The 20426-nt window shown below is 55.8% G+C and carries 19 protein-coding genes and 1 other annotated feature; of the genes, 10 read left to right on the top strand and 9 right to left on the bottom strand.

What is annotated here, in order from left to right:
* Nucleotides 1-2 precede the first annotated feature (2 nt).
* Nucleotides 3-143, top strand: a complete 141-nt coding sequence (gene ykgO / locus ACMGGQ_RS03160; RefSeq protein WP_003859006.1) for a type B 50S ribosomal protein L36 — start codon at nucleotides 3-5, stop codon at nucleotides 141-143.
* On the opposite strand, the gene ACMGGQ_RS03165 is transcribed toward ykgO, so the two are convergent.
* Nucleotides 140-850 carry a GNAT family N-acetyltransferase gene (locus ACMGGQ_RS03165; protein ID WP_420289573.1) on the bottom strand — a complete coding sequence of 237 codons (711 nt, stop codon included), beginning with the start codon at nucleotides 848-850 and terminating at the stop codon, nucleotides 140-142. The genes ykgO and ACMGGQ_RS03165 overlap by 4 nt on opposite strands.
* 101 nt (nucleotides 851-951) lie before the next feature.
* On the opposite strand from ACMGGQ_RS03165, the gene ACMGGQ_RS03170 reads away from it, so the two are divergent.
* Nucleotides 952-2412 (top strand): PLP-dependent aminotransferase family protein, encoded by a 1461-nt coding sequence (locus ACMGGQ_RS03170; RefSeq protein ID WP_420289574.1) that lies wholly within the window; start codon nucleotides 952-954, stop codon nucleotides 2410-2412.
* On the opposite strand, the gene ACMGGQ_RS03175 is transcribed toward ACMGGQ_RS03170, so the two are convergent.
* From ACMGGQ_RS03175 to acrA, 6 genes are all read right to left on the bottom strand, one after another.
* Nucleotides 2384-2851, bottom strand: coding sequence for a YlaC family protein (locus ACMGGQ_RS03175; RefSeq protein ID WP_045909756.1), 468 nt, complete (start codon nucleotides 2849-2851; stop codon nucleotides 2384-2386). The two genes, ACMGGQ_RS03170 and ACMGGQ_RS03175, sit on opposite strands and share 29 nt — an antisense overlap.
* Nucleotides 2852-2968: 117 nt before the next feature.
* Nucleotides 2969-3520, bottom strand: a complete 552-nt coding sequence (gene maa / locus ACMGGQ_RS03180) for a maltose O-acetyltransferase (RefSeq protein WP_045909755.1) — start codon at nucleotides 3518-3520, stop codon at nucleotides 2969-2971.
* A 208-nt stretch (nucleotides 3521-3728) separates the two neighbouring features.
* Nucleotides 3729-3947, bottom strand: coding sequence for an HHA domain-containing protein (locus ACMGGQ_RS03185; RefSeq protein WP_008499287.1), 219 nt, complete (start codon nucleotides 3945-3947; stop codon nucleotides 3729-3731).
* A gap of 27 nt (nucleotides 3948-3974) precedes the next feature.
* Nucleotides 3975-4349, bottom strand: a complete 375-nt coding sequence (tomB, locus tag ACMGGQ_RS03190) for an Hha toxicity modulator TomB (protein WP_008499288.1) — start codon at nucleotides 4347-4349, stop codon at nucleotides 3975-3977.
* Nucleotides 4350-4857: 508 nt separating this feature from the next.
* Complete coding sequence (acrB, locus tag ACMGGQ_RS03195; protein ID WP_045909754.1) at nucleotides 4858-8004, bottom strand: multidrug efflux RND transporter permease subunit AcrB; 3147 nt, start codon at nucleotides 8002-8004, stop codon at nucleotides 4858-4860.
* Between the two features lie 22 nt (nucleotides 8005-8026).
* Entirely contained in the window at nucleotides 8027-9220 is a 1194-nt protein-coding gene (gene acrA, locus ACMGGQ_RS03200) for a multidrug efflux RND transporter periplasmic adaptor subunit AcrA (RefSeq protein ID WP_045909753.1), read from the bottom strand.
* A 141-nt stretch (nucleotides 9221-9361) separates the two neighbouring features.
* On the opposite strand from acrA, the gene acrR reads away from it, so the two are divergent.
* Entirely contained in the window at nucleotides 9362-10015 is a 654-nt protein-coding gene (gene acrR / locus ACMGGQ_RS03205; protein ID WP_048225918.1) for a multidrug efflux transporter transcriptional repressor AcrR, read from the top strand.
* 113 nt (nucleotides 10016-10128) lie between these two features.
* Nucleotides 10129-13476 carry a mechanosensitive channel MscK gene (gene mscK, locus ACMGGQ_RS03210; RefSeq protein WP_420289575.1) on the top strand — a complete coding sequence of 1116 codons (3348 nt, stop codon included), beginning with the start codon at nucleotides 10129-10131 and terminating at the stop codon, nucleotides 13474-13476.
* 1 nt (nucleotide 13477) lies between these two features.
* Here the strand turns inward: mscK and rsmS are convergent, their stop codons facing one another.
* Nucleotides 13478-13654, bottom strand: a complete 177-nt coding sequence (gene rsmS, locus ACMGGQ_RS03215; protein WP_420289576.1) for a pleiotropic regulatory protein RsmS — start codon at nucleotides 13652-13654, stop codon at nucleotides 13478-13480.
* Nucleotides 13655-13668: 14 nt separating this feature from the next.
* The gene (gene priC / locus ACMGGQ_RS03220) at nucleotides 13669-14196 is read right to left on the bottom strand and encodes a primosomal replication protein N'' (RefSeq protein ID WP_048030115.1); all 528 of its coding nucleotides are present in this window, start codon (nucleotides 14194-14196) and stop codon (nucleotides 13669-13671) included.
* A 50-nt stretch (nucleotides 14197-14246) separates the two neighbouring features.
* On the opposite strand from priC, the gene ACMGGQ_RS03225 reads away from it, so the two are divergent.
* The 6 genes from ACMGGQ_RS03225 to htpG all read left to right on the top strand — a co-directional run bounded on the left by ACMGGQ_RS03225 (nucleotide 14247) and on the right by htpG (nucleotide 20321).
* Nucleotides 14247-14624 (top strand): DUF454 family protein, encoded by a 378-nt coding sequence (locus ACMGGQ_RS03225; RefSeq protein ID WP_013095896.1) that lies wholly within the window; start codon nucleotides 14247-14249, stop codon nucleotides 14622-14624.
* Nucleotides 14625-14775: 151 nt separating this feature from the next.
* Nucleotides 14776-15327, top strand: a complete 552-nt coding sequence (apt, locus tag ACMGGQ_RS03230; protein ID WP_000127359.1) for an adenine phosphoribosyltransferase — start codon at nucleotides 14776-14778, stop codon at nucleotides 15325-15327.
* An 88-nt stretch (nucleotides 15328-15415) separates the two neighbouring features.
* Nucleotides 15416-17344 (top strand): DNA polymerase III subunit gamma/tau, encoded by a 1929-nt coding sequence (gene dnaX / locus ACMGGQ_RS03235; protein WP_420289577.1) that lies wholly within the window; start codon nucleotides 15416-15418, stop codon nucleotides 17342-17344.
* Nucleotides 16674-16738, top strand: a sequence feature (DnaX frameshifting element). It overlaps the preceding gene by 65 nt.
* 54 nt (nucleotides 17345-17398) lie before the next feature.
* Nucleotides 17399-17731, top strand: a complete 333-nt coding sequence (locus ACMGGQ_RS03240; RefSeq protein ID WP_003858972.1) for a YbaB/EbfC family nucleoid-associated protein — start codon at nucleotides 17399-17401, stop codon at nucleotides 17729-17731.
* The gene (recR, locus tag ACMGGQ_RS03245) at nucleotides 17731-18336 is read left to right on the top strand and encodes a recombination mediator RecR (RefSeq protein WP_008499298.1); all 606 of its coding nucleotides are present in this window, start codon (nucleotides 17731-17733) and stop codon (nucleotides 18334-18336) included. The genes ACMGGQ_RS03240 and recR overlap by 1 nt, the downstream gene beginning before the upstream one ends.
* A gap of 110 nt (nucleotides 18337-18446) precedes the next feature.
* Nucleotides 18447-20321, top strand: a complete 1875-nt coding sequence (htpG, locus tag ACMGGQ_RS03250; protein WP_045909747.1) for a molecular chaperone HtpG — start codon at nucleotides 18447-18449, stop codon at nucleotides 20319-20321.
* Nucleotides 20322-20426: the final 105 nt, after the last annotated feature.

The raw sequence follows: 20426 nt of genomic DNA on the forward strand, positions 1-20426 counted from the left end.
CCATGCAGGTACTTAACTCATTGCGCAGTGCAAAACAGCGTCACCCGGATTGCCAGATAGTCAAACGCAAGGGACGCTTGTACGTGATTTGCAAATCCAATCCGCGCTTTAAGGCGGTTCAGGGACGTAAAAAAAGACGCTAAACGCGCGTTTCTCGCCAGCTTTCCAGGGATCTTTTCTGTTTGCCATCGGCAGTAAAATTGTCGGTGGCAAGCCAGCTTTCAAAGGCGTTCGCCAGCGTCGGCCACTCTTTATCGAGAATCGAAAACCAGTCGGTATCCCGGTTATGGCCTTTAATCACCAGCGCCTGACGAAAACGCCCCTCAAACTGAAAACCCAGACGCAGGGCGGCCTTGCGGGAAGGCTCGTTCAGGCTATTGCACTTCCACTCATAACGCCGGTAGCCCAGGGTATCGAACACATACCGCATCAGCAGATATTGCGCCTCTGTCGACATGGGCGTGCGGCTTAAAAGAGGCGAGAAGTGAACGTGCCCCACCTCCACGACCCCGTTTTTAGGATCGATCCGCATCAGGGACAGCGTTCCAACGGGTGACTGAGTCCGGTTATCGATAACGGTAAAGTGTATGGGGTCGGATAACTCACTTACGCTCGCCACCCATTCGGCAAACTCCTCTGCGGTAGCGTCGGGTTCACGCAGCAGCCATGTCCAGCTGCGCGTATCTCCGGCCAGGGAATAGGCGGAGAACAGCGCGTTGGCATGCTCCACGCGCAGCGGTTCAAGGCGACAATACTGGCCCTGAAGCACGACCCGGGATGGGGGCTGACGAGGTTGCCAGTCGCTAAGCGCTTCGCCCACTGGCTGTCCGAACTGATTGAATGTCTTCATCTTAATTTCCGTGACGTTGAAAAGAGTTTCAGACTAGTGAATTGCTGGTTCCTTAAAAAGAACCACTGCGCTATGTTTTGATGGTGCCACGAGGAGGCGAGATGAATATACCGGGTGATGAATTTTATACCTTGCTCAACGCAGCCCTGAAAAAACGCGGGGAAGAGACGCTCCAGCGCGCGCTTTATCTTGCTTTACGGGAGGCGATTCTGTGCGGAAGACTCCTGTCCGGCAGCCAGCTTCCCGGTTCGCGAACGCTGGCCCAGCAGCTCTCCCTTTCCCGCAATACCGTCAATGCGTCGCTGGACCAGCTCACGCTGGAAGGGTATTTGCAGCGTAACCGCCAGGGAACGCGGGTGGCACAGCTGGCTTACCGTTCGGCCACCCGGACATTGCCGGACCCTGACATCAGGCTCGCCCGGCGGGTTGGCCTGCTGCCTGCGCCGGTGCAGCGGGATACCCCGGTACTGGCATTTACGCCGGGGACACCCGCCATCAACTATTTCCCTCTGCCGCTGTGGCGGCGATTGTACGATCGCGTGATGCGGGAGGAGGGAAATGCCCTGCTGGGGTATGGCGACCCGGCCGGTGAACCGTCGCTGCGGGCAGCGATTGCCCGGCATCTCGCCCTGTCTCGCGGTATCGACTGCGACGCGAGCCAGATTGTGATCACGGAAGGCGCGCTTGAGGGCGTCAACCTGTGCACAATGCTGCTGAGTGAGCCGGGGGATATCGCCTGGGTAGAAAACCCCGGCTATAGCGGGGCAAAAAGCGCGTTTGTTAAAACCGGCCTGACCATGACGGGGATCCCGGTTGATGACGAGGGGATGTGCTGGGAGGGACTGAATGCCCCTTCTCCCTCGTTAATTTTTACCTCACCTTCACACCAGTTCCCCTACGGAAGCGTGCTCAGCGCCCGACGGCGTCTGGCGCTGCTGGAGCTCGCCCGGCAGCACAACGCGTGGATCATAGAAGACGATTACGACAGCGAATTCCGTTATGCCGGTGAGCCCGTGCCGGCGATGCTGGGAATGGTCAACAACGCACCCGTGGTTTATCTCGGGACGTTCAGTAAAACGCTGTTTCCGTCGCTCCGAATAGGGTTCATGGTCTTGCCGCCTGCGCTGGCGAAGGCGGTTCGTTCGGCCATCGGCTCGCTGTTGCGCGGTGGGCATCGTGCCGAACAGCGCACGCTGGCGCTGTTTATCGAAGAAGGTCACTATGCCCGTCATCTTGCCGCCATGCGTCGGCTCTATCGTAAACGATACCGCCAGCTGCGAGAGGTGCTGGGCGCAGAGCTTCATGCGCCGCACCGTATTCTGGCCGGTGAAGGCGGGATGCATCTGACGCTGGCGATAGACGATATTGATGACCAGAAACTGGTGGAGCAGGCGAGGGCGTTTCAGCTGGCACCCGCTGCATTGAGCGGGTACTACCTGGAGGCGAAGCAGGGGCAAACCGGTCTGGTTTTAGGTTACGGCAATACCTCTGCTTCTCAGTTTGCGCCGGGGATCCGGCGTCTGCAGGCGTTAATTACGCAGCAGCAGGGCGCGAAAGGGTAAAGACGTCATAGAAAGAGAGCTGACCTTTGGTAGAGACCATTTTCTGCAGCTTCTCTTTTTGCACGGTTTCAACGGCCGGAGAGTGCAGAATGCTGTCGATCAGCTCTTCTGGCACGTAACGCGTGTTGTACCATTCGCCGTTATAGCAGACCCGGAAATCGAGGACGTCGATATCTTCGTAACGGTAGCGCGGATTCACGTCGAAAAAGAAAAAGGCGTTAAAGACCACAAACAGCACAACCAGCAGCCAGACGGAGTCCACCAGTGTTTCAGACTTCAGCATCACAATAAGCGTCGCCAGCCAGGCGGCATACATGGCGACAAACAGTCCAGGATGTTTGCGAATAAAGCTAATGCTAAAGCGCGGGCGATTGTCGCGCTTTTCGCGGAGGTTAAGATCGTCGATGGTGGCGGTGAGCAGGCGCTGTATCTCGGTCATTTTTTGCCTTTATGAGAGTTGACAATACAGGGTGTCTGCCAATTTTAGGGGAGCCATTGGGCTGAAAAAAGTAACAGTCTGGTGCTAAAAGACCATAACAGTTGGCTCCCCACTCCCTCACAGCGTTTTGATGATTTTTGCCGGATTGCCGCCCACGACAACGTTAGCCGGGACGTCTTTCGTCACCACGGCTCCGGAGGCCACCACCACATTATCACCAATGGTGACGCCAGGGTTAATAACCGCCCGACCACCGATCCAGACATTATTCCCAATGGTGACGGGTTTGCCAAACTCCACGCCGCTGTTCCGTTCCTCTGCATCCAGCGGATGGGTGGCCGTATAAATATGTACACCCGGCGCGAGCATGCAGTTATCGCCGATACGAACGGGGCAGACATCCAGCATCACGCAGTCGAAGTTCGCGTAAAAGTTTTTACCCAGAGAGATGTTATATCCATAGTCGCAGCGGAAGCTCGGTTCGATATAAGCGCCTTCGCTTTGCCCCAGCAGTTCCGCCAGGATGTTCTGGCGTTCTGTCTTTTCATCGGGCGCGGTGTGGTTATAGCGGTACACCAGATGGCGGGCCCGCAGTCTGTCGGCCCGTAACGTCTCATCGCCGGGGCGGTAGTGTTCACCGGCAATCATCTTCTGTTTTTCTACGCTCATAGGAAACCTCTCTGGAAAAGATTACCGCAGAGTAATAGGAACAGGCCAGGAGGGGAACGTTCCCGAAAAGCCGATGTGACTGGCGTCACAACAATGTTGCTGATAAACACGTTTTACACGGAGACCTGGCCTGGGCACAGGGAGCATAACGGGATAGGTAAAAACAGCTTAGAACGTGGCGTAGAACTCTACAGACACCCTTCAAACATTAACGGACAAATTTCCATACAGAAGTAGGGATTTTGTCATACAGCTTATTCATGGTCAGTTCAGCAAGACGATGGTCCGCGGCTGAATAAAATACGGCCAGTTCATTATCAGAAAGCTCGTATTTATTCTTTTCAATGACGCGTTCGAGCGTGTCAATTGACTGACAACGTCGTAAGCGCATCAAATAATCGATTTTTGTGAGTGGTTTATCAGACATAAATTCACCTTAGTAATTGTAATAATTTTAACAGGAAAGACTAACCGGGTTAGCTCTGCTCACGTTGACGAAACAGCGGAATAGCCGGTTTCCCGATTTACGCCATTTTTGCAAATCCTGGGCGTTAATGCCGTAACTACTGAACAACATAAAGGTGTCGTCCAGGTATTCATCAATTTGCTCAATGAGCTTATTATCTTCATTGTACTTAATTTTATAATTAAGTGCGAAGGTTGCGATATGCTCTATCAGCTCATTCAACTGTAAATTGATGGCAGACGTTGGGTCGTTTACCCAGCCATGGTTACTTTCATCAAGGTTGGCAAGGCAGTCATGGTACAAGGATTCGCAGAGAAATTTCAACTGCGCGATATCATGCCTTTTTGGCGAGTACTCGTCCATAGCGCATCCCCTTCTGAGTGATTTCTTACTCACCGAACATCATAGTCGGGATGGATACAACTGACTTAGCTACATGAGTGCTGTGTTCCTGATAACTTAACTATAAGCCACTCCTTCCTGGATTTCATCGCGCTATTACGAAAAATTACAAATAAAACCGTAGACTGCGAGCATGTACGCAATGTTCCGTCCTGGACACCCTTTTTTTATCCAAATTAACGCGATTTTTTATCGCTTCCTTACGTTTCATTGGCTTAGCAAAACGGCCTGAAAAGTTCAGATTCGAACTTCTCTTTGTCAGAACTTCTTATTAGGAATATTCCTAATAGCTTAAGCGGGGAAATGAAATTAAAAAAATCCTGAATTCACCGATTAAGTTATCAGTTAATTATGATATGTCTAATTAAGATGGCAGAAAATAAATAGAACCACAATAAGCGTAATTTATGATTTTTTCTGAAAATGAAAAAGGCCGCTAATGCGGCCTTTTTATCATGTGAAACCGGTATCAGTGAGGTTCTACCGAATGCGTGTGTTCAATATCCTCATTTTTCCGGCTGAAGCGGCGGCGAACCACCACGAAGAACACCGGTACGAAGAAGATAGCGAGTACGGTTGCGGTAACCATACCACCCATAACGCCTGTACCAACCGCGTTCTGCGCACCGGAGCCAGCACCGGAGCTGATAACCAGCGGCAGTACGCCGAGGATAAACGCCAGTGATGTCATCAGGATTGGGCGCAGACGCATACGAACAGCCTCAAGCGTCGCCTCAATCAGACCTTTACCTTCTTTCTCCATCAGATCTTTGGCGAATTCAACGATAAGTATCGCGTTCTTCGCCGACAAGCCAATGGTTGTCAGCAGGCCTACCTGGAAGTACACGTCGTTGGTCAGTCCGCGGAACGTTGCCGCAAGCAGCGCACCGATAACCCCAAGCGGTACCACCAGCATAACGGAGAACGGAATTGACCAGCTCTCGTACAGCGCTGCCAGACACAGGAAGACGACGATCAGTGAAATCGCGTACAGGGCAGGGGCCTGGTTTCCGGACAGACGTTCCTGATAGGACATACCGGTCCAGTCGTAGCCGATCCCCGAAGGCAGTTTGCTCGCCAGCTCTTCCATCAGGTTCATGGCTTCACCGGTGCTTCGGCCCGGAGCGGCCTGACCCAGGATCTCCATCGATGGCAGACCGTTATAGCGTTCCAGACGCGGCGAACCGTATTCCCAGCGAGACGTTGAGAACGCCGAGAACGGTACCATCTGACCATTGCTGCCGCGCACGAACCAGCTGTTGATATCGTTTGGCAACATACGGTATTGCGCCTCGGACATCACGTACACTTTCTTCACGCGACCGCGGTCGATGAAGTCGTTAACGTAGCTACCGCCCCAGGCGGCGCCCAGCGTGGTATTAATGTCACTGATGGATACGCCCAGCGCCTGGGCTTTCTCCTGGTCGATGTCGATTTTGTACTGCGGCGTATCTTCCAGGCCGTTCGGACGCACGCCGACCAGCAGGTCAGGGTGCTTAGCCACTTCGCCAAAGAGCTGGTTACGCGCCTGCGTCAGTTTTTCGTGACCCAGACCGCCCTGGTCAATAAGCTGGAAGTCGAAGCCGGTCGCGGTACCCAGTTCAACAATCGCTGGCAGGTTGAAGGCGAACACCATCGCATCTTTAATCTGCGAGAAGGTGCCCATCGCACGGCCGGTAATGGCTTCAACCTTGTTCTCTTTGCCTGGACGTTCAGACCAGTCTTTCAGAGAAACGAAGGCAATACCGGTGTTCTGACCACGACCTGCAAAGCCAAAGCCGTTAACCGCAAACACGGATTCAACGTTGTCTTTCTCTTTGGTGAGGTAGTAGTCCGTCACTTCGTCCAGCACTTTCTGGGTACGCTCTTGCGATGCGCCCGCAGGAAGCTGTGCCATCGTCAGGAACACGCCCTGGTCTTCATCCGGCAGGAACGAGCTTGGCAGACGAACGAACAGGAACGCCATCCCCACGACGATGATGATATAGAGCAGCAGGTAACGACCGGTGCTGCGCAGGATGTTGCCCACGCTGTCGGTGTAGTGGTGCGTGCTCTTATCAAACATGCGGTTAAACCAGCCGAAGAACCCTTTATGCTCGCCGTGACCGCCTTTCTGAATCGGCTTCAGCATGGTGGCACACAGCGCAGGGGTCAGGATCAATGCGACCAGCACCGACAGCGCCATCGCGGAAACGATGGTAATCGAGAACTGACGGTAAATCGCACCGGTAGAGCCCCCGAAGAAGGCCATCGGGATAAATACCGCAGACAGCACCATCGCGATACCGACCAGCGCGCCCTGGATCTGACCCATTGATTTACGGGTCGCTTCCTTCGGCGGCAGACCTTCTTCCGCCATTACGCGCTCGACGTTCTCGACCACGACGATGGCGTCATCCACCAGCAGGCCGATGGCGAGCACCATCCCGAACATCGTCAGGGTGTTTATCGAGTAGCCAAATATCGACAGGATCGCAAAGGTCCCGAGCAGAACAACCGGCACGGCAATCGTTGGGATAAGCGTCGCGCGGAAGTTTTGCAGGAACAGGTACATCACCAGGAACACCAGGATGATGGCTTCTACCAGCGTTTTAACCACTTCGTGAATCGAAATTTTGACGAACGGCGTGGTGTCATACGGGTAAACGATTTTCAGACCTGACGGGAAGAACGGTTCCATCTTCTTCAGCTCTGCGCGGATCGCCGTGGCGGTGTCCAGGGCGTTAGCCCCTGTCGCCAGTTTGATACCCAGACCGGAAGCCGGTTTACCGTTGAACTTCGCGATGATGTCGTAGTTCTCACCGCCCAGCTCGACTTTAGCCACGTCGCGCAGGCGAACCTGGGAACCGTCCTGATTCACTTTCAGCAGAATTTTGCTGAACTCATCGGCAGAGGTCAGACGGGTCTGTGCGATGATCGAGGCGTTAAGCTGCTGGCCTTTCACCGGCGGCGTACCGCCTAACTGACCGGCTGCCACCTGGGCGTTCTGCGCTTTAATCGCATTGATCACGTCAACAGGGGTCAGCTGGAAGTTGTTCAGTTTGTTCGGATCCATCCAGATACGCATCGCGTACTGAGAACCGAACAGCTGAACGTCACCCACACCGGAAGTACGGCTGATGGCGTCCTTCATGTTGGCACCCACGTAGTCGGAAATATCCTCCTGCGTCATGGTGCCGTTGGTGTTGATAACGCCGACAACCATCAGGAAGCTGCTGGACGATTTCTCGACGCTCACACCCTGCTGTTGTACTTCCTGCGGCAGCAGAGGCATCGCCAGCTGCAGTTTGTTCTGCACCTGAACCTGCGCAATGTCAGCATCCGTACCTGACTGGAAGGTCAGGGTGATCTGAACTGTACCGGTAGAGTCACTGTTTGAGGACATGTACATCAGGTTATCGATACCGTTCATGTTCTGTTCGATAACCTGAGTGACGGTGTCCTGCACCGTTTTCGCATCAGCCCCCGGGTAGGTTGCGGAGATAGTCACCGCCGGTGGCGCAATCGTTGGATATTGCGCGACAGGCAGCTTCAGGATCGCAAGTCCCCCGGCCAGCATGATGATAATGGCGATCACCCACGCAAATATGGGGCGATCGATAAAGAAATTAGGCATGTCTTAACGGCTCCTGTTTAAGTTAAGACTTGGTTTGTTCTGACTGGCCAGCGGCCGAAGCTTGTTGTTTATCGTCAGATTTCACTTCCTGTGCTTTAACCTGCGCGCCAGGACGAACTTTTTGCAAACCAGAGACAATCACGCGATCGCCATCTTTCAGACCTTCCGTCACCAGCCATTTATCGCCAATCGCCTGCGTGGCGGTGATATTGCGCGTTTCGACTTTGTCATCTGCTCCGACAACCAGCGCGCTCGCATCGCCACGTGGCGTACGGGTCACACCCTGCTGTGGAACCAGAAGTGCGGTTGGATTCGTTCCTTCTTCCAGACGCGCGCGAACGAACATACCTGGCAGCAGATTCTTGTCAGGGTTCGGGAAAATCGCACGTAAGGTGATGGAACCGGTGGTCTGGTCGACCGTCACATCAGAGAATTCCAGGGTACCTTCCTGCGGGAACTTGATACCGTCGTTGGTAATCAGCTCCACTTTGGCTTTGCCGTTTTCCTGTTTCAGGGTGCCGTTAGCCAGCTCCTGTTTCAGGCGCAGGAAATCATTGCTGGACTGCGTGACGTCAACGTAGATCGGATCGAGCTGCTGCACGGTCGCCAGCGCAGTGGTCTGACCGTTCTGCACCAGAGCCCCTTCCGTCACGGAAGATTTACCAATACGACCGCTGATAGGCGAGGTCACTTTGGTATAGGCCAGGTTAATGCGCGCGGTTTCGACGGCCGCTTTGGCTGCCACCACGGCTGCGTTAGCCTGCTGGGCATCCGCCAGGGCGGTATCGTAATCCTGCTGACTGATGTACTTAGTGCCGAGCAGTTTTTGATAGCGGTTCAGCGTCAGCTGAGCAATTTTAGCCGCGGCCTGTGCTTTAGCCAGATCGCCTTTCGCGCTTTCATAAGACGCCTGATAGGTTGCGGGATCAATCTGATACAGAGACTCACCGGCCTTCACATCACCGCCTTCGGTGAAGTTACGTTTCAGGATAATGCCGCTAACCTGAGGACGCACTTCCGCAATGCGGTAAGCATTTGTACGGCCGGGTAATTCGGTGGTGATTTGTAGAGGTTCAGATTTGAGCGTCACAACGCCTACTTCTGGCGCCTGCTGAGCTCCTTGTTGAGCCGGTTTGTCGTCACATCCTGTTAGCGCTAAGCTGCCTGAGAGCATCAGAACGACCGCCAGAGGCGTTAACCCTCTGTTTTTGTTCATATGTAAACCTCGAGTGTCCGATTTCAAATTGATCAAGGGTCCTGAGTCTAAAAACCCATTGCTGCGTTTATATTATCGTCATGCTATGGTACATACATTCACAAATGTATGTAAATCTGACTCCTGTAAATTCACCCACCTATGGCACGAAAAACTAAACAACAAGCGCTGGAAACCCGACAACACATTCTGGATGTGGCAATACGTTTGTTCTCGCAGCAGGGTGTTTCATCTACCTCGCTGGCACAAATTGCTCAGGCTGCCGGTGTGACGCGGGGAGCGATTTACTGGCATTTTAAAGACAAGTCAGATCTGTTCAGTGAAATCTGGGAGCTTTCAGAGTCCAGCATTAGCGATCTCGAGAGTGAGTATCGGGCAAAATTCCCTGACGATCCACTCTCAGTATTGAGAGAAATATTAGTATATATCCTTGAAGCTACGGTAGTTGAAGAACGTCGCAGATTAATGATGGAAATAATCTTTCATAAATGCGAGTTCGTGGGCGAGATGGCGATTGTTCAGCAGGCACAACGCAGCCTCAGCCTGGAGAGCTATGACCGTATTGAATACAACCTGAATCAGTGCATGCAGGCAAAACTGCTGCCGGCCAACCTGTTGACCCGCCGGGCGGCGATTCTGATGCGTAGCTACATTTCCGGTCTGATGGAAAACTGGCTGTTTGCGCCACAGTCGTTTGATCTTAAAGCGGAGGCCCGCAGCTACGTCGCGATTTTACTGGAAATGCTACAGCTCTGCCCGACGCTGCGCAGTGACGCGCCGTCGCTAACCGCCTGACTCATTTCCAGGATTTATCTCAGAGGCTCACGTTCGCGCTATTCTGCTTCCGGCGAGCGTGATATTCTTCACGCCGGACTATTTTCGGTCATCTTCTGACATCATTCACAACTATGCTGCCCATCAATCGCTCGCAACATCCTGTTTTTGCATTGCTCTTTGCGATGCTGTTTTTCTTCGCCACGGCGCCGCTGACCTGGGCCCGCGCCGACAACAGCAACGATATCCCCACGCGTGCGGATGTTCAGTCGCAGCTCGACACGCTGAACAAACAAAAAGAACTCTCTCCTCAGGAAAAACAGACGCAGCAGGATCTGACGGAAACACTGGAAACGCTGGATAAAATTGAACGCGTTAAGGCCGAAACCGCACAGCTTCGTCAGAAGGTGGCCCAGGCCCCAGAAAACATGCGCAAAGCGACGGAATCGCTGAATGCCCTGAGCGACGTGGATAACGACGACGAAACGCGCAAAACGCTCGCCGCGCTCTCCTTACGCCAGCTCGAGTCGCGCGTGGCGCAACTGCTCGACGACCTGCAAACGGCGCAGTCCGATCTCGCCACCTACAACAGCCAGCTTGTCTCCCTGCAGACCCAGCCCGAGCGCGTGCAAAATGCGATGTACGCCGCGTCTCAGCAGCTGCAGCAGATCCGCAACCGCCTCAACGGCACAACGGTAGGAGAGGGCACGCTGCGCCCGACGCAGCAAACCCTGCTGCTGGTGCAGCAGACGTTGCTCAATGCGCAGATTGAACAGCAGCGTAAAAGTCTGGAAGGGAATACGGTGCTGCAGGACACCCTGCAGAAACAGCGCGATTACGTCACCGCGAACATTAATCGTCTGGAGCACCAGCTACAGCTGCTGCAGGAAGCGGTTAACAGCAAGCGCCTGACGCTGACAGAAAAAACCGCCCAGGAGGCCGTATCCCCTGACGAAACCGCCCGCATCCAGGCTAATCCTCTGGTGAAGCAGGAACTCGAGGCCAACCACCAGCTTAGCCAGCGCCTGATACTGGCGACCGAAAATGGCAACTCGCTGGTTCAGCAAAATATCAAGGTGAAGAACTGGCTGGATCGCGCCCTGCAGGCGGAACGCAACATCAAAGAGCAGATCGCGGTCCTGAAAGGCAGTCTCCTGCTGTCGCGTATTCTCTACCAGCAGCAGCAGACGCTTCCGTCTGCCGATGAGCTGGAAGACATGACCAACCGCATTGCGGATTTACGTCTGGAACAGTTTGACGTCAACCAGCAGCGCGATGCCCTTTTCCAGAGCGATACCTTTGTCGCCAAAATTGAAGAAGGGCACTCCAGCGACGTGAACCCGGAAGTGCACGATGCGCTGCTCCAGGTCGTGGATATGCGTCGCGAGCTGCTGGATCAGCTCAACAAACAGCTGGGCAACCAGCTGATGATGGCCATTAACCTGCAAATCAACCAGCAGCAGCTGGTGAGCGTTTCGAAAAGTCTGCAGGAGATCCTGACCCAGCAGATTTTCTGGGTAAACAGCAACAAACCGATGGACTGGGACTGGATTAAATCCTTCCCTGAGACGCTGAAAACGCAGATCAAGAGCATGAAAATCACCGTGAACTGGGAGAAAGCCTGGCCTGCGGTAATGATTGCTTTCCTGGCAGGTTTGCCGCTGCTGCTGATCGCAGGTCTGATTCGCTGGCGTCTGGGCTGGCTGAAAAAATACCAGGCGAAGCTGGCGTCCGAAGTGGGGCAGCTGCGTAACGATAGCCAGCTCCATACGCCAAAAGCGATTCTGATCGACCTTATTCGCGCCCTGCCGGTGTGCCTGATTATTCTGGCCGTGGGTCTGATTCTGCTCACCATGCAGCTCAACGTCAGCGATCTGCTGTGGGCGTTCAGTAAAAAACTGGCGCTGTTCTGGCTGGTGTTTGGCCTGTGCTGGAAGGTGCTGGAAAAAGACGGCGTGGCGGTGCGTCATTTCAACATGCCTGCGCAGCTGACCAGCCACTGGCGTCGTCAGATTGTGCGCATCAGCCTGGCGCTGCTGCCGCTGCACTTCTGGTCGGTTGTCTCTGAGCTTTCCCCGCTGCATCTGATGGATGATGTGCTGGGCCAGCTGGTCATCCTGCTGAACCTGCTGCTGATTGCTATCCTGATGTGGCCGATGTGCCGCGACAGCTGGCGTGATAAAGAGTCCCACAATATCCGTCTGGCCACCGTGACCGTGCTGGCGATCATTCCGCTGGCGCTGATGGTGCTGACGGCAACGGGCTACTTCTATACCACGCTGCGCCTGTCCGGGCGCTGGATTGAAACGGTCTATCTGGTGATCGTCTGGAACCTGCTCTATCAGACCGTACTGCGCGGCCTGAGCGTGGCGGCTCGCCGCATTGCCTATCGCCGTGCCATCGCGCGTCGTCAACATCAGGTGAAAGAGGGGGCCGAGGGCGCGGAGCCGCAGGAAGAGCCGACCATCGCGCTGGAGCAGGTTAACCAGCAGACGCTGCGCATCACCATGCTGGTGATGATCGCCCTGTTTGCCGTGATGTTCTGGGCGATCTGGTCCGATCTTATTACCGTTTTCGCCTATCTCGACAGTATTACCCTCTGGCAATACAACGGAACCGAAGCCGGCGCGGCGGTCATGAAAAGCGTGACCATGGGCAGCCTGCTGTTTGCGCTGGTGTCGTCGGTGGTCGCCTGGGCGCTGATCCGCAACCTGCCTGGCCTGCTCGAAGTGCTGCTCCTGTCACGTCTGAATCTTCGCCAGGGGGCGTCCTACGCCATCACCACGATCCTCAACTACGTCATCATTATTGTTGGAGCGATGACGGTCTTTGGTTCGCTTGGCGTCTCGTGGGATAAACTGCAGTGGCTGGCGGCCGCCCTCTCGGTCGGTCTTGGTTTTGGCCTGCAGGAGATCTTCGGTAACTTTGTCTCCGGCCTGATCATCCTCTTTGAACGTCCGGTACGTATCGGCGATACCGTCACCATCGGCACGTTCTCGGGAACGGTCAGCAAGATCCGTATTCGTGCGACCACCATCACCGACTTCGATCGCAAAGAGGTGATCATCCCGAACAAAGCGTTCGTGACCGAGCGTCTGATCAACTGGTCGCTCTCGGATACGGTGACACGCGTGGTGATCCGCCTGGGCGTGGCCTATGGATCGGATCTGGATAAGGTGAAAGAGGTGCTGCTGAAGGCGGCGTCTGAACATCCGAAAGTGATGCACGATCCGGCTCCGGCGGTCTTCTTCACCACCTTTGGGCCGAGTACGCTGGATCACGAGCTGCGTTTATACGTGCGTGAACTGCGTGACCGCAGCTACACGGTGGATGAGCTTAACCGCTCTATCGATCGTCTGTGCCGTGAAAACGATATTAATATCGCCTTCAACCAGCTTGAGGTTCACCTGCGTAACGAGAAAGGTGATGAGCATACGGAAGTGAAGCGCGACATTAAGGGCGACGACCCGACTCCGGCTTAATCTATTTTCCCTCTCCCTGTGGGAGAGGGTTAGGGTGAGGGGTAAGTTTCCCCTCAAAATCCCGCCGTACAATCTCCAGTGCCTTAAGCACCGTCCCGGCGGGAATATCATGATTCTCCAACAGCATAATCAAATCGACGGCCAGCTTGACCTCATCGGGTGCATTTTCCAGTGACATGGGTGTGGCTCCTGTTAACGGGTCAAACGTTCTATGACGCGTTCAATTTCATCCAGCGCCTGACGGCAGCGGACGATGCGTCCTTCCAGCGCGCTAATCTCGCGCATCAATAGCTGCTGCTCTTCCAGCGTTTCGCTGTTGTTCAGGCGCACCTCGCGTTCGCGCTTCATCTCAAACAGTCGGCGTTCAAACTCCTGGTTCTCCAGCCGCTTGCGCTGCCATTTGCCGAGCCCCGGCGAGGCGCTGTCCCAGGCGCGCAGCGGCCAGGCGGCGATTTCGCGATGCAGCGCGGTGATCTGCTCGCTGAGATGCGCCGCAAGCCACGCCACCTGTTCCTGCTGTTCATGCTCAACCGCATGGCGAAGCTCGTCGAGGTTCGTCTGCGCTTCAGCCAGGTAATCCTGAATAACGGTGCTGCGGGTCCGAAAAAGCTGCCGGTCAAAGCGCGGTTTCAGCGTGGCGTGCCCCATCAGCGGCGTGGCCTGCTCCCGCAGAGCAATCAGCTGATTTTGCAGCCTCTCAAGAAGCAGTGCTGTTTTCAAGGCGCTCTCCAGTGGTAAAGTAGCCGTTCAGTTTGATAACGATTCGCATTATGCAGCGTACTATTTTAATCATCATTGGCTGGCTCGCGGTAGTGCTTGGCACGCTGGGTGTGGTTTTACCCTTGCTGCCGACCACGCCGTTTATCCTGCTGGCGGCGTGGTGCTTCGCCCGCTCGTCACCGCGTTTTCACCACTGGCTGCTCTATCGCTCATGGTTTGGCGGCTATCTGCGGCACTGGCAAAAACACCGGGCCATGCCGCCCGGCGCGAAGCCGCGCGCGATCGCGGTGATCCTTATCACCTTCGCCATTTCATTATGGCTGGTGAAAATGATGTGGGTGCGGATCCTGCTGCTGGTCATCCTGACCTGCCTACTTATCTTCATGTGGCGAATCCCCGTGGTTGATGAAAAGCAACAAAAGCACTGAAGCCTTATCATGGCTGTTGCAATTATTGCGTACAGCCAGTAAATTCGACCGTTTTCGAGCACAGGCGCGCCTGGTTAAAGGTTAAACAATTGTTACCTTTGCCGACCCGTTGCGCGCCGTGAGTAACACTGTTTCATTTAGGCACAAACCGATGACCGCAACTGCACAGCAGCTTGAATATCTGAAAAACAGCATCAAAAGCATCCAGGACTATCCAAAGCCTGGCATTCTTTTCCGTGATGTCACCAGCTTGCTGGAAGACCCGAAAGCGTACGCTCTCAGCATTGAACTGCTGGTCGAGCGTTATAAAAACGCCGGGATCACCAAAGTAGTAGGTACCGAAGCCCGTGGCTTCCTGTTTGGCGCACCGGTTGCGCTGGCGATGGGCGTAGGTTTTGTGCCGGTGCGTAAGCCGCGCAAGCTGCCGCGTGAAACCATTGCAGAAAGCTACGAGCTGGAGTACGGCACCGATCAGCTGGAGATCCACGTTGACGCGATCAAGCCTGGCGACAAAGTGCTGGTGGTTGACGATCTGCTGGCGACCGGCGGCACCATTGAAGCGACCGTGAAGCTGATCCGCCGTCTGGGTGGGGAAGTGACCGACGCGGCCTTCATCATCAACCTGTTCGATCTCGGCGGTGAACAGCGCCTGGAAAAACAGGGTATTACCAGCTACAGCCTGGTGCCTTTCCCGGGTCACTAATCCCGGTTTTCACAACCTCGCTCAATGGGTGAGGTTGTGATAGCATTCCCCTCCATAAATTCACCTTCCAGCGTTGCAGAGCCTGCCCATGAGTTATCAGGTGTTAGCCCGTAAATGGCGACCACAAACCTTTGCTGACGTTGTCGGTCAGGAACATGTGCTGACGGCCCTGGCGAACGGCTTGTCGCTAGGTCGCATCCATCACGCCTATCTTTTTTCCGGCACCCGTGGCGTCGGTAAGACCTCTATTGCCCGTTTGCTGGCAAAAGGTCTCAACTGCGAAACCGGGATCACCGCCACGCCGTGCGGCGTGTGTGATAACTGTCGGGAGATCGAGCAGGGGCGTTTTGTCGATCTGATCGAGATCGACGCCGCTTCGCGCACCAAAGTGGAAGATACCCGCGACCTGCTCGACAACGTGCAGTACGCCCCGGCGCGCGGCCGCTTCAAGGTCTACCTGATCGATGAAGTGCACATGCTGTCGCGCCACAGCTTCAACGCCCTGCTGAAGACGCTGGAAGAGCCGCCCGCGCACGTGAAGTTCCTGCTGGCGACCACCGATCCGCAAAAGCTGCCGGTCACGATTTTATCGCGCTGCCTGCAGTTCCACCTGAAGGCACTGGACGTCGAGCAGATCCGTGCGCAGCTTGAGCACATTCTCGATGAAGAGAACATTGTCCACGAACCGCGCGCCCTGCAGCTACTGGCCCGCGCGGCGGACGGCAGCCTGCGCGATGCGCTCAGTCTGACCGATCAGGCGATTGCCAGCGGTGACGGCAAACTCTCCACCGAGGCGGTCAGCACCATGCTCGGTACGCTGGATGACGATCAGGCGCTGTCGCTTATCGAAGCGATGATTGCCGCTAACGGCGAACGCGTGATGTCGCAGGTGAACGCGGCCGCTGCCCGCGGTATTGAGTGGGAAGGGTTGCTGGTTGAGATGCTCAGCCTGCTGCACCGCGTGGCGATGCTGCAGCTTTCTCCTTCCGCGATTGGTGCGGATATGGCGGCCATTGAACAGCGGATGCGTGAGCTTGCCCGCACCGTGCCGCCTGCCGACGTCCAGCTTTATTACCAGACGCTGCTGATTGGCCGCAAAGAGTTACCGTTTGCGCCGGATCCGCGGATGGGCGTTGAAATGACGCTGCTGCGCGCGCTGGCGTTCCACCCGCGCATGCCGCTGCCGGAGCCGGAAGTGCCGCGACAGTCTTTCGCGCCGGTCGCGCCCACGGCGGTGATGTCACCGCAGCAGGTGCCGCCGCAGCCGACGCCGCCACCGCAGCAGAACGTACCGCTGTCGGATGCCACCAGTTCGGTGCTTGCCGCGCGCAGCCAGCTGCAGCGTGCCCAGGGAGTAACCAAACCAAAAAAGAGTGAACCGGCAGCGCCAGGAAGATCGCGGCCGGTGAACAACGCCGCGCTTGAACGACTGGCCTCGGTAACGGAGCGCGTTCAGTCGCGTCCGGCACCGTCCGCGCTCGAGCAGAAAGCCCCGGTGAAAGAAGAGGCTTACCGCTGGAAGGCAACCACCATCACTGAAACCGTGAAGGAAGAGGTGGCCACGCCGAAAGCGCTGAAAAAGGCGCTGGAGCATGAAAAAACGCCGGAGCTTTCCGCGAAGCTTGCCGAAGAGTCCATTGCGCGCGATGCCTGGGCCGCCGAGGTCAGCAAACTCCAGCTGCCGAAGCTGGTCGAGCAGGTCGCGCTGAACGCCTGGAAAGAGCAGGACGGCAATCAGGTGCGTCTGCACCTGCGTCCGGGCCAGCGTCACCTCAATTCCCCTGGCGCGCAAAAGGCGCTGGCCGAGGCGCTCGCCGCTTTACAGGGGGCACCGGTTGAATTGACTATCATTGAAGATGATAATCCGGCAGTGAAAACGCCGCTCGAGTGGCGCCAGGCCATTTATGAAGAGAAGCTCGCGCAGGCGCGCGAGGCGATTATTGCGGATAACAACATTCAGACTCTGCGCCGGTTCTTCGACGCCGATCTGGATGAAGAGAGTATTCGCCCCATTTGATCGTGAGTCTGACTTACGGTTGTAATCCTTAAACGTGAAAGAAGAGAGAAGCCTATGTTTGGTGGAAAAGGCGGTCTGGGTGGCCTGATGAAGCAGGCTCAGCAGATGCAGGAAAAAATGCAGAAGATGCAGGAAGAGATCGCTCAGCTGGAAGTCACGGGTGAATCCGGTGCCGGTCTGGTCAAGGTGACCATCAACGGTGCGCACAACTGCCGTCGCGTGGAAATCGACCCGAGCCTGCTCGAAGACGACAAAGAGATGCTGGAAGATCTGGTTGCAGCCGCGTTTAACGATGCCGCTCGCCGTATCGACGAAACCCAGAAAGAGAAAATGGCCTCCGTGTCCAGCGGCATGCAGCTGCCGCCTGGCTTCAAGATGCCGTTCTGATGCAAACCAGTCCGCTGCTCACGCAGTTAATGGAAGCACTGCGCTGCCTGCCGGGCGTTGGCCCGAAGTCGGCGCAGCGTATGGCGTTTACGCTATTGCAGCGCGACCGCAGCGGCGGGATGCGCCTGGCGCAGGCTTTAACCCGCGCCATGTCAGAAATCGGTCACTGTGCGGATTGCCGTACCTTTACCGAGCAGGACGTGTGTAACATCTGCACGAACCCGCGTCGTCAGGAAAACGGCCAGATTTGCGTGGTGGAGAGTCCGGCGGACATCTACGCCATCGAACAAACCGGGCAGTTTTCCGGCCGCTATTTCGTGCTGATGGGGCATCTCTCCCCGCTGGACGGTATTGGCCCGGACGATATCGGTCTTGACCGCCTTGAACAGCGTCTTGAGTCCGAAACGATCAAAGAGGTGATCCTCGCCACCAACCCCACGGTGGAAGGGGAGGCAACCGCCAACTACATCGCCGAGCTGTGCTCGCAGTATGGCGTTGACGCCAGCCGCATCGCCCACGGCGTGCCGGTCGGCGGCGAGCTGGAGATGGTGGACGGCACCACGCTGTCACACTCTCTGGCCGGACGTCACAAGATTATTTTCTGACCAAACGGAGGCTGCGCGCGTGGCCTCCGCTTGAAAATTTCCCCCCGTATCCCCATCTCTCACTCAACGTTTTAAAACCCCATTAAATGGCATTGTTGAGGTCGACATAGATGAAAGGACAAGAAACCCGTGGTTTCCAGTCAGAAGTAAAACAGCTTCTGCACCTGATGATCCATTCCCTGTATTCCAACAAAGAAATTTTCCTGCGTGAGCTGATTTCCAACGCCTCGGATGCGGCGGACAAGCTGCGCTTCCGCGCGCTGTCTAACCCGGATCTGTACGAAGGCGACGGCGAGCTGCGCGTGCGCGTCTCGTTCAATAAAGAGAACCGCACCCTGACCATCGCCGATAACGGCATCGGGATGAATCGCGACGAGGTGATCGACCACCTCGGGACCATCGCGAAATCCGGCACTAAGGCGTTCCTGGAGTCCATGGGCTCTGACCAGGCGAAAGACAGCCAGCTCATCGGCCAGTTCGGCGTCGGTTTCTACTCGGCGTTCATCGTGGCGGACAAAGTCACCGTGCGCACCCGTGCGGCAGGTGACAGCGCCGAGAACGGCGTGCTGTGGGAATCCAAAGGGGAAGGCGAATACACCGTTGATGACATCACCAAAGCGGACCGTGGCACCGAAATCACCCTGCACCTGCGTGAAGGGGAAGATGATTTCCTGAACGACTGGCGCGTGCGCTCCATCATCAGCAAATATTCCGACCACATTGCCCTGCCGGTTGAGATTGAAAAACAGGAAGAGAAAGACGGTGAAACCGTGGTTTCCTGGGAGAAAATCAACAAGGCGCAGGCGCTGTGGACGCGCAACAAGTCTGAAATTAAAGACGACGAGTACAACGAATTCTACAAGCACATCGCCCACGACTTTACCGACCCGCTGACCTGGAGCCACAACCGTGTGGAAGGTAAGCAGGAGTACACCAGCCTGCTGTACATCCCGGCACAGGCGCCGTGGGACATGTGGAACCGCGATCATAAGCACGGTCTGAAGCTGTACGTGCAGCGCGTCTTCATCATGGATGACGCCGAGCAGTTCATGCCGAACTACCTGCGCTTTGTCCGCGGCCTGATCGATTCCAACGATCTGCCGCTGAACGTCTCCCGTGAAATTCTGCAGGACAGCACCGTCACCCGTAACCTGCGCAACGCCCTGACCAAACGTGCGCTTCAGATGCTGGAAAAACTGGCGAAAGATGATGCGGAAAAATATCAGACCTTCTGGAAACAGTTCGGCCTGGTGCTGAAAGAAGGCCCGGCAGAAGACACCGCGAACGTTGAAACCATCGCCAAACTGCTGCGCTTCGCCTCTACGCACACCGACTCCTCCGCGCAGACCGTGTCGCTGGAAGAGTACGTCTCCCGCATGAAAGAAGGGCAGGAGAAGATCTACTACATCACCGCCGACAGCTACGCCGCGGCGAAGAGCAGCCCGCACCTGGAGCTGCTGCGTAAGAAAGGCATCGAAGTGCTGCTGCTTTCTGACCGCATCGACGAGTGGATGATGAACTACCTGACCGAGTTCGACGGTAAGGCGTTCCAGTCCGTTGCCAAAGCCGACGAATCTATCGACAAGCTGGCGGATGAAGTGGATGAGAACGCGAAAGAAGCCGAGAAGGCGCTGGAGCCGTTCGTTGAGCGCGTGAAAACCCTGCTGGGTGACCGCGTGAAAGAGGTGCGTTTCACTCACCGTCTGACCGACACCCCGGCCATCGTCACGACCGATGCCGACGAAATGAGCACCCAGATGGCGAAGCTGTTCGCGGCAGCGGGCCAGGCGGTACCGGAAGTGAAATATATCTTTGAGCTTAATCCGGATCATCCGCTGGTGAAACGCGCGGCGGATACCCAGGACGACGCCCGCTTTGCCGAGTGGGTTGAACTCCTGCTGGATCAGTCCCTGCTGGCCGAACGCGGCACGCTGGAAGATCCTAACCTCTTCATTAAACGTGTGAATGCGCTGCTGCTGGCGTAATTGACCACGCCTCTCCTGGTCTTCTCCCTCTCCCCGTGGGAGAGGGCCGGGGTGAGGGCACCAGACCGCACAACTCCAAATTATCTCCCCCCATTAACCGTTTCA

Source organism: Enterobacter sp. BNK-13, from assembly GCF_048685015.1.
In the GTDB taxonomy this organism is placed as follows: Bacteria; Pseudomonadota; Gammaproteobacteria; order Enterobacterales; family Enterobacteriaceae; genus Enterobacter; species Enterobacter quasiroggenkampii.

Coding starts and splice junctions, on each gene's coding strand:
- ykgO (WP_003859006.1), top strand. CDS start 3: ATGCAGGTACTTAACTCATTGCGCAGTGCAAAACAGCGTCACCCGGAT.
- ACMGGQ_RS03165 (WP_420289573.1), bottom strand. CDS start 850: ATGAAGACATTCAATCAGTTCGGACAGCCAGTGGGCGAAGCGCTTAGC.
- ACMGGQ_RS03170 (WP_420289574.1), top strand. CDS start 952: ATGAATATACCGGGTGATGAATTTTATACCTTGCTCAACGCAGCCCTG.
- ACMGGQ_RS03175 (WP_045909756.1), bottom strand. CDS start 2,851: ATGACCGAGATACAGCGCCTGCTCACCGCCACCATCGACGATCTTAAC.
- maa (WP_045909755.1), bottom strand. CDS start 3,520: ATGAGCGTAGAAAAACAGAAGATGATTGCCGGTGAACACTACCGCCCC.
- ACMGGQ_RS03185 (WP_008499287.1), bottom strand. CDS start 3,947: ATGTCTGATAAACCACTCACAAAAATCGATTATTTGATGCGCTTACGA.
- tomB (WP_008499288.1), bottom strand. CDS start 4,349: ATGGACGAGTACTCGCCAAAAAGGCATGATATCGCGCAGTTGAAATTT.
- acrB (WP_045909754.1), bottom strand. CDS start 8,004: ATGCCTAATTTCTTTATCGATCGCCCCATATTTGCGTGGGTGATCGCC.
- acrA (WP_045909753.1), bottom strand. CDS start 9,220: ATGAACAAAAACAGAGGGTTAACGCCTCTGGCGGTCGTTCTGATGCTC.
- acrR (WP_048225918.1), top strand. CDS start 9,362: ATGGCACGAAAAACTAAACAACAAGCGCTGGAAACCCGACAACACATT.
- mscK (WP_420289575.1), top strand. CDS start 10,129: ATGCTGCCCATCAATCGCTCGCAACATCCTGTTTTTGCATTGCTCTTT.
- rsmS (WP_420289576.1), bottom strand. CDS start 13,654: ATGTCACTGGAAAATGCACCCGATGAGGTCAAGCTGGCCGTCGATTTG.
- ACMGGQ_RS03225 (WP_013095896.1), top strand. CDS start 14,247: ATGCAGCGTACTATTTTAATCATCATTGGCTGGCTCGCGGTAGTGCTT.
- apt (WP_000127359.1), top strand. CDS start 14,776: ATGACCGCAACTGCACAGCAGCTTGAATATCTGAAAAACAGCATCAAA.
- dnaX (WP_420289577.1), top strand. CDS start 15,416: ATGAGTTATCAGGTGTTAGCCCGTAAATGGCGACCACAAACCTTTGCT.
- ACMGGQ_RS03240 (WP_003858972.1), top strand. CDS start 17,399: ATGTTTGGTGGAAAAGGCGGTCTGGGTGGCCTGATGAAGCAGGCTCAG.
- recR (WP_008499298.1), top strand. CDS start 17,731: ATGCAAACCAGTCCGCTGCTCACGCAGTTAATGGAAGCACTGCGCTGC.
- htpG (WP_045909747.1), top strand. CDS start 18,447: ATGAAAGGACAAGAAACCCGTGGTTTCCAGTCAGAAGTAAAACAGCTT.